7 protein-coding genes are annotated in these 7743 nt (G+C 48.0%); all 7 read left to right on the forward strand.

The annotated features are described in order from the left end of the window. Window positions 1–255: 255 nt before the first annotated feature. Window positions 256–1164, forward strand: coding sequence for an arginase (gene rocF / locus F8N00_RS14420; protein WP_023466659.1), 909 nt, complete (start codon window positions 256–258; stop codon window positions 1162–1164). Window positions 1165–1289: 125 nt separating this feature from the next. Then, window positions 1290–1853: an RNA polymerase sigma factor SigW gene (sigW, locus tag F8N00_RS14425; protein ID WP_023466660.1), complete on the forward strand. Its 564-nt coding sequence runs from the start codon at window positions 1290–1292 to the stop codon at window positions 1851–1853. A gap of 16 nt (window positions 1854–1869) precedes the next feature. After that, a complete protein-coding gene (locus tag F8N00_RS14430; protein ID WP_023466661.1) occupies window positions 1870–2490 on the forward strand; it encodes an anti-sigma factor in 621 nt (206 codons plus the stop codon). A gap of 79 nt (window positions 2491–2569) precedes the next feature. Beyond that, window positions 2570–3430 carry a diadenylate cyclase CdaA gene (cdaA, locus tag F8N00_RS14435; RefSeq protein ID WP_023466663.1) on the forward strand — a complete coding sequence of 287 codons (861 nt, stop codon included), beginning with the start codon at window positions 2570–2572 and terminating at the stop codon, window positions 3428–3430. After that, window positions 3430–4716, forward strand: a complete 1287-nt coding sequence (locus F8N00_RS14440; protein WP_023466665.1) for a CdaR family protein — start codon at window positions 3430–3432, stop codon at window positions 4714–4716. Before cdaA ends, F8N00_RS14440 begins: the two co-directional genes overlap by 1 nt. A gap of 29 nt (window positions 4717–4745) precedes the next feature. Next, window positions 4746–6101 (forward strand): phosphoglucosamine mutase, encoded by a 1356-nt coding sequence (glmM, locus tag F8N00_RS14445; protein WP_023466667.1) that lies wholly within the window; start codon window positions 4746–4748, stop codon window positions 6099–6101. A gap of 412 nt (window positions 6102–6513) precedes the next feature. After that, window positions 6514–7743: glutamine--fructose-6-phosphate transaminase (isomerizing) (glmS, locus tag F8N00_RS14450; protein WP_421018436.1), on the forward strand; the 1230-nt coding region annotated here is incomplete at its 3' end.

A 7743-nucleotide genomic window follows, 5' to 3' on the forward strand; every position in this document is an offset into this window, starting at 1 on the left:
TTGCACGCAGGAGGTCAGCGGTTCGATCCCGCTAGGCTCCACCAATTTTATTTAAAGATCTTAAGCGAGTTTCGTTCGTCTTAAGTTTTTTTTATATGAAATGCCAAGCATAACCAGAGTACGTACGCAAGAACACCGTGATTCCCTTCACGGTGTTTTTTTGTATATTCATGCGTTTTTTTGTTGAGTTGAACCACTCGTTTGTTACCGCTTACAATACATGTAGAAGTGACTATGACATAGGGGGAATATCGTATGAACATCGCGTATATCAGCGTACCGTACCGTTATGGACAAGGAAAGCCAGGCACTGAACACGGACCTGCTGCTGTCGAAAAAGCCGGTCTACTCGCGACACTTGAAGCACGGGGACAAGAAGCAGTACGCTACGGGGAAGCGGCTGTCTTATCCGAGGATGCAGTCCGGGAAGAAGATCCGAAGCTAAAACGTCTTGAAGGCGTCGTCCATACGACGAATGACTTGCACCTGATCGTACGTGACGCGTTATCGGAGCAACGTTTTCCGTTATTAGTCGGTGGCGATCACAGCATGGCGATCGGAACGATTGCAGGGTTACGTCAGACTGTACCCCGTCTTGGTGTCATCTGGTTCGATGCACACGGTGATTTGAATACACCGGAAACATCACCGTCTGGCAATATTCACGGCATGCCGCTCGCTGTCGCCCTTGGGGAAGGACATCAGCGTTTAACGGAAGTCGGAGGAACCGATGTCAAACTGCAACCGGAACATCTCGTCTTCATCGGATTACGTGACGTTGATCCAGGCGAACAAGAGCTGATTGATCGTCTTGGTATTCGTGTCTATGATATGGAAGCGATCCGAACTCGGGGAATGGACGCGATCATGGAAGAAGCGATTGCCTATTTGAAGGAAACGACGGATGCGTTCTATCTTAGCTTTGATATGGATGGTCTCGATCCATCACTCGTCGTCGGTACCGGAACACGTGTCGCCGACGGTATTTTCTTAGACGATGCGAAGACAGTGCTCCAGCATTGCGCAACGGCAGAAGACTTCATTGCAGCTGAATTCGTTGAAGTGAATCCGTTGCTTGAAGAAGGAAACGGAACAGCAGAACTTGCGAATGAACTAATCGGAGATCTACTTTTGGCAATGGAAACACATCGCTTAGTAAAATAATGGATAGAACTTGAACTCTTTTCATCGGGGTTCAAGTTTTTTTTGTTACAATTTAAAAGGAGATGAAACATTTATCGGTCGACTTCGTATAAGAGATTGACCGCATAGAGCGGGGGGTATTCAAAGTGGAAGAAACGACACTACGCTTAATTGAGCGAGTGAAACAGGGAGACCGTGATGCATTCGCGGCACTTGTTGATCTATATAAGGAAGGTGCCTTTCTTGTGGCTTTCCGTGTCTTGCGCGATCGAATGGAAGCGGAGGATGCGACACAGGAAGCCTTCATCCGTGTATTTACGAAAATTGATTCGTATAATGCACAATGGAAGTTCCGGACTTGGTTGTACCGAATCGTCACGAACGTATCGATTGACCGATTACGGAAAAAGAAACCTGATTATTCTCTTGATGCTGAGATGTCAGGTACTGAAGGACTGACATTGTATTCACAACTCGAGAGCAAGGACACCTTGCCGGAGGACCAAGTGGTCGATAACGAGCAACGAAACGAAGTCGGGGACGCGATTGCGGCTTTACCAGAAAAATACCGTGTCCCACTCGTCCTGAAATATGTAGAGGATCTTTCGCTAAAGGAAATCAGTGAAATGATCGAATTACCTGTCGCTACTGTCAAAACTAGAATTCATCGTGGACGAGAAGCGCTGAAGAAGCATTTTGCCAAACGATGAGAAGGAGGAACTCACCATGTCACGAGAGCATGTACATGAACGGATCCAGGATTATTTAGACCAAAACCAACCACCTGAGGAATTCGAGCGATTAGAAGCAGAGTTACGAGAAGTAGACGCGATGGACGAGTTCGAAGAGTATCGGCTCCTTGATGCTCGACTGCGTCAACTTCCAGCGCCTAAATTATCGGCAGATTTTACATCCCGCGTGCTGGCACAATTGCCTGAACAGGTGGAGACGCCAAGCGCTGCTTTGCTGCACCAACCGCAACCGTCTCGTTTTGGAGGGAAGATGAAGCAATATCCATTGCTCGCGGCAGCGGCTGTTTTCTTACTTTTGTCGGTCGGTAGCCTTGGTGGTTATATGGCACAGGAAGAACATGACTTATCTTATACGAATGCACCAGGCATCGTCGCTCAAAATGGTGAGGTCGTTGTCCCGAAAGGTGTCACGGTCGATCAAGATCTCTATGTCGAAGGCGGGAACGTCCGCATCGAAGGGAAAGTCAATGGCGACGTCATGACCGTTGACGGGAAAGCGTACACGGCGAGTGCTGGTAGCGTGACCGGAGAAATCAAGGAAATCGATCAATTATTCGAACGCGTATGGTACGGAATCAAGCGTCTATTTCAATAATCAGCTGGGACGAGTCGAACTCGTCCCTTTGTGCTATAATGGAAACTGTTTAAATCAGATGAGTTAGGGGGCACGGTTGGTGAATTACTTCAGCTGGCAACCACTTCAATTTCAATTGTTGAAACTGGGAGAAAACGTACATTGGTACGATTATATTAATGACGTGATTGATATTGCGGTCGTGACGTTCGTCATTTACCGTCTCATGATCATCGTCAAAGGAACAAAAGCGGTCCAGCTCATTAAAGGGATCTCGGTCATTTTGATCAGTTGGTTCCTGAGTGGCTTTTTTGGACTCAAAACACTGCAATTCTTACTGAATCAAATCATCACCTATGGGTTACTGGGGATTATCATCATCTTCCAGCCCGAACTCCGGCGTGGACTGGAACATTTAGGACGAACGAGTAAATTCTTCTCGCGTAGTGCGGTCAGTGATGAAGATGAACAAATTCGAATCGTCGATGCGCTCGTATCGTCTGCTCAGTACATGTCAAAACGGCGTATTGGGGCACTCGTGACGATTGAACGGGAGACTGGACTGAGTGAATACGTGGAGACGGGTATTCCGCTCGGCTCACAAATCACGAGTCAGTTGCTGATCAACTTGTTCATTCCGAATACACCCTTACATGATGGTGCCGTCATCGTCCAGCAAGGCAAGTTAGCAGCAGCCGCTTGTTACTTACCGCTGTCTGAGAGTGCACATATCTCAAAAGAGCTTGGAACACGTCACCGCGCAGCAATTGGTGTCAGTGAGGTGACGGATAGTGTCACGCTCGTCGTCTCGGAAGAAACGGGTGGTGTCTCACTCGCCATCAATGGACGTCTATACCGGGAACTCGACGAAGAATCCTTGCGGACGAAGTTACTTGAGACGATCGTCAAGGCCGAACCGACGAATACTTCCTTCTTGAACTGGATGGGGGCGAAAAAATAATGTTCGAAAAGTGGTTCAATGAGCGCTGGTTTTTACGCATCGTTGCCGTTGCCTTAGCCGTCATGTTGTATTTGATGGTCGCAGGTTCGAATACGACGGGAAAAAGCGATGCCGCTAGTCTGTTACCGATCGCAGGACAAGGCTCGACGAAGTTTGACGTACCGGTCACGGTCCAGTATGATGAATCGCAATGGGTCGCCTATAATATTCCAAATACGATGGAGGTCACCGTTAAAGGTCCTTCGAGTAGCTTGACGATGCTCCGGCTTGTTCAGGATTTTGGATTATCGATTGATTTGAAAGGTCTCGACCCGGGCTATCATCGTGTCCGTGTCACACCGACTGGCTTTGGAAAAGATGTCGAAGTGACGCCGAAACAACAGACGATCGAAGTCTTCCTCGATAAGAAAATTACGAAAGAAGTACCGGTACAAGTCGCCTTACTCAATAAAAACAAAATCGCTGAAGGATATGTCGCTGGGGAAGCGCAACCGAACCAACAAACTGTTGAAGTCACGGGAGGCGCGGAGAAGTTACAGGCGATTTCAGCAATCCAAGTACCGATTGATGTGACCGGTCGGGCAGAGACGTTCAAAGAGACGTTCAATGCTAAAGCGACGGATGCGAACGGGAATACGATTAATGCATCTTATCAACCGGAGCAATTAGAAATCACAGTACCGATCTATAAGGAAAGTAAGACGGTACCAATCAATGTGAAGACAAAAGACAACGTCAAAAAAGGGTATACCGTTGTCAAGATCGTTCCCGTCACGACGGAAGCTCGTCTATATGGAACAAAAGAAGAGTTGGAACGGATTGGTTCCGTTGATACAGAAGCGGTCTCGCTTAAGGGATTGACGAAGACGACGGAAAAAACCGTCAAACTCGTGGAACCGGAAAACGCGACGGCGATGGATCCGACACAGGTTACCGTCAATATCGTCGTTGAAAAGGAAAACGCGAAATCGACGACAGAAACCGTCGAGGATCGAGCAGAGAAAACGATCCCGGGTGTGACGGTCACATTGAACGGGTTTGATGAGTCGAAGTATACGATTGATTATAACCAAACGATGGATGTCGTTGTCCGTGGGAAAGAATCGGATCTAGCATCGATTGATGCGACGGACATTAAAGCGGTCATCGACGTGACAGGACTAAAAGAAGGAACACATGGATTGCCGATTTCATACCAGACGTCGAAAGCCTTCGATGTCTTGCGTCCGGATAACATGGATGTCACGTTAAAAGCCGTGCCTCGGACATCCGTTCCGACCAATTAAAACAAATTAGTGAAATGAGGAAATAACATATGGGTAAGTATTTTGGAACTGACGGCGTACGCGGCGTCGCAAACGTAGAATTGACACCGGAACTGGCGTATCGCCTCGGTCGAACAGGTGGTTACGTGTTAACAAAACACGAAAGCACACGACCTAAAGTCTTAATTGGACGCGATACACGTGTTTCTGGTCAAATGCTTGAGAACGCACTTATCGCGGGTCTGTTATCGATCGGTGCAGAAGTCATGCGTCTAGGTGTCATCTCGACACCAGGTGTCGCGTATCTGACAAAAACAATGGATGCGACAGCAGGAGTCATGATTTCCGCGTCGCACAATCCAGTAGAAGATAACGGGATCAAGTTCTTCGGATCAGACGGCTTTAAGCTTGATGACGCAACAGAACTTGAAATTGAAGCATTACTCGATGAAGCAGAAGATACATTGCCACGCCCAGCCGGAAAAGAACTCGGCTTCGTTCATGATTATTTTGAGGGTGCACAAAAGTATCTGCATATGCTTCGTCAGACATCGGATGAAGATTTCTCAGGCATCCATGTCGCGATTGACGGTGCACACGGAGCGACGTCAAGCCTCGCACCACGTCTATTTGGTGACTTGGAAGCAGAAGTATCGACGATCGGAACGAATCCGAACGGACTCAACATCAATGATGGTGTCGGTTCGACACACCCTGAACACCTTGCTGCCTTCGTCAAAGAAAAGAGCGCAGATGTCGGTTTGTCATTTGATGGCGACGGCGATCGCTTGATTGCAGTCGATGAGAACGGCGATATCGTCGATGGTGATAAAATCATGTTCATCTGCGGGAAATACTTGAACGAACTTGGTCGTCTGAAAGACAACACGATCGTTGCGACGGTCATGAGTAACCTCGGTTTTCATAAAACCGTCAAAGAAAACGGGATGACGGCGCTTCAGACAGCAGTCGGTGACCGTTATGTCGTCGAAGAGATGCGTAAGAACGACTATACGCTCGGTGGCGAACAGTCGGGGCACATCATCTTCATGGATTACTCAACGACAGGAGACGGCATGTTGTCAGGCGTCCAGTTGTTGCAAATCATGAAAGCGACAGGGAAGAAGTTATCAGAACTCGCAGCTGAGATGCCGATCTTCCCACAACGTCTCGTCAATATCCGTGTTTCAGATAAAAATGGCGCAATGAGCGGTCCTGCTGTACAAGCAATCATTGCGGAAGTTGAAGCGGAAATGGCGGGGAACGGACGGATCCTCGTTCGTGCGTCAGGAACAGAACCACTCGTTCGTGTCATGGCGGAAGCTCCGACACAAGAAGCGTGTGATGCGTACGTCGAGCGGATCGCGAATGTCGTTCGTGAGAACTATGCGTTACAAGAAAACTAAGAAACCCGAAGCAGAGCGATTGCTCTGCTTCTTTTTTTACAATTATTTTAGAAAAACAGCTTGAGATTTTTACAAAAAATAGGGATTATACGTATTGATTAGTGAAATATCGGGAATAGTTACAACTACGTTACCTTTCTTGCTTTTTCAAAGTAAAGTTCGTATGATGGTGAAGTCGGACAGAAACGGGGTCAGACGGAACTAAAAAGCGCCAGGGCTTTCTTCGTAGGTTGAAAGCTGACGAGGTGGAGGTTTATCGAATCATTCGGCGGATGCCTCCCGGTACCAGATCCATACCGTAAATCGTTCTGAAATCGTCCAAGTGATTGGACGGACAAACAGACCGATCGGGATCCTCTCAACAAGAGCCGTTTCCTCTTTAGGGAAATACTTGTAAATGGAGAGATGTAACATGTGCGGAATCGTAGGTATGATCGGACAGGTCAACACGAAAGAAATTTTATTAAAAGGTCTCGAGAAGCTCGAGTACCGCGGCTATGACTCGGCAGGTCTTGCGTTCGTCAACGACGGCGTCCAAGTCCACAAAGAAGTTGGCCGGATTGCTGCGCTACGCGAAGTCGTTCCTGCTGAGGCAGACGGCACAGTCGGAATCGGACATACACGTTGGGCGACACACGGTGTCCCAAGTGTACCAAACGCGCACCCACACCAAAGTGCGTCAGCACGTTTCACACTCGTGCACAACGGTGTCATCGAAAACGATGAGCAACTAAAAGCAGAATTGAACGTCGATCTCCTGAGCGACACGGATACAGAAGTCATCGTTCAGATGATTGAAAAGAACTTCAACGAGACAGGTGACGTCGCGGAAGCATTCCGTCAAACACTCCGTGTCTTGCATGGTTCGTATGCCCTCGCGTTGATCGATGCTGAAAATCCAGACGTCTTATACGTCGCGAAAAACAAATCACCACTTCTCGTCGGTCTCGGTGATGGTACGTTCAACGTCGTCGCTTCAGACGCAATGGCAATGTTGCAAGTAACGGATCAATTCGTTGAGTTGCATGATGGTGAGATGATCATCTTGACGCGTGATAGCGTGACGATCCAAGATCTCGACGGGAACGTCCAAGAGCGTGAAGCGTACACGGCTGAAATCGATGCATCAGATATCGAAAAAGGAACGTACGCGCACTATATGCTCAAAGAGATGGATGAGCAACCAGCAGTCATCCGGAACATCGTTCAAAAATATCAAAACGAAGCAGGCGACATCACACTCGATCAATCAGTCCGTGATCTCGTACTTGGTCGTGACCGCGTCTACATCATCGGTTGCGGAACAAGCTACCATGCTGGTTTGATCGGAAAACAGTTGATCGAACAAATCGCAGGCATCCCGACAGAAGTGCACATCTCTTCTGAGTTCGGATACAACATGCCATTATTGACAGAGAAACCGCTCTTCCTCTTCCTTTCACAATCAGGTGAAACAGCGGATAGCCGTGCTGTTCTCGTCGAAGCGAAGAAACTCGGTCACCCGGCACTGACAATCACGAACGTTCCAGGATCAACATTGTCACGTGAAGCTAACGCAACATTGTTACTCCATGCAGGTCCAGAAATCGCTGTTGCTTCAACAAAAGCGTATACCTGTCTCTTATACACATCTCCGAGCCCA

Source organism: Exiguobacterium sp. A1_3_1 (assembly GCF_048985645.1).
Classification (GTDB): domain Bacteria; phylum Bacillota; class Bacilli; order Exiguobacteriales; family Exiguobacteriaceae; genus Exiguobacterium_A; species Exiguobacterium_A indicum.

Bases quoted from the DNA above. Each gene is read 5' to 3' on its own strand.
- rocF (WP_023466659.1), top strand. From the start codon at position 256: ATGAACATCGCGTATATCAGCGTACCGTACCGTTATGGACAAGGAAAG.
- F8N00_RS14430 (WP_023466661.1), top strand. From the start codon at position 1,870: ATGTCACGAGAGCATGTACATGAACGGATCCAGGATTATTTAGACCAA.
- F8N00_RS14440 (WP_023466665.1), top strand. From the start codon at position 3,430: ATGTTCGAAAAGTGGTTCAATGAGCGCTGGTTTTTACGCATCGTTGCC.
- glmM (WP_023466667.1), top strand. From the start codon at position 4,746: ATGGGTAAGTATTTTGGAACTGACGGCGTACGCGGCGTCGCAAACGTA.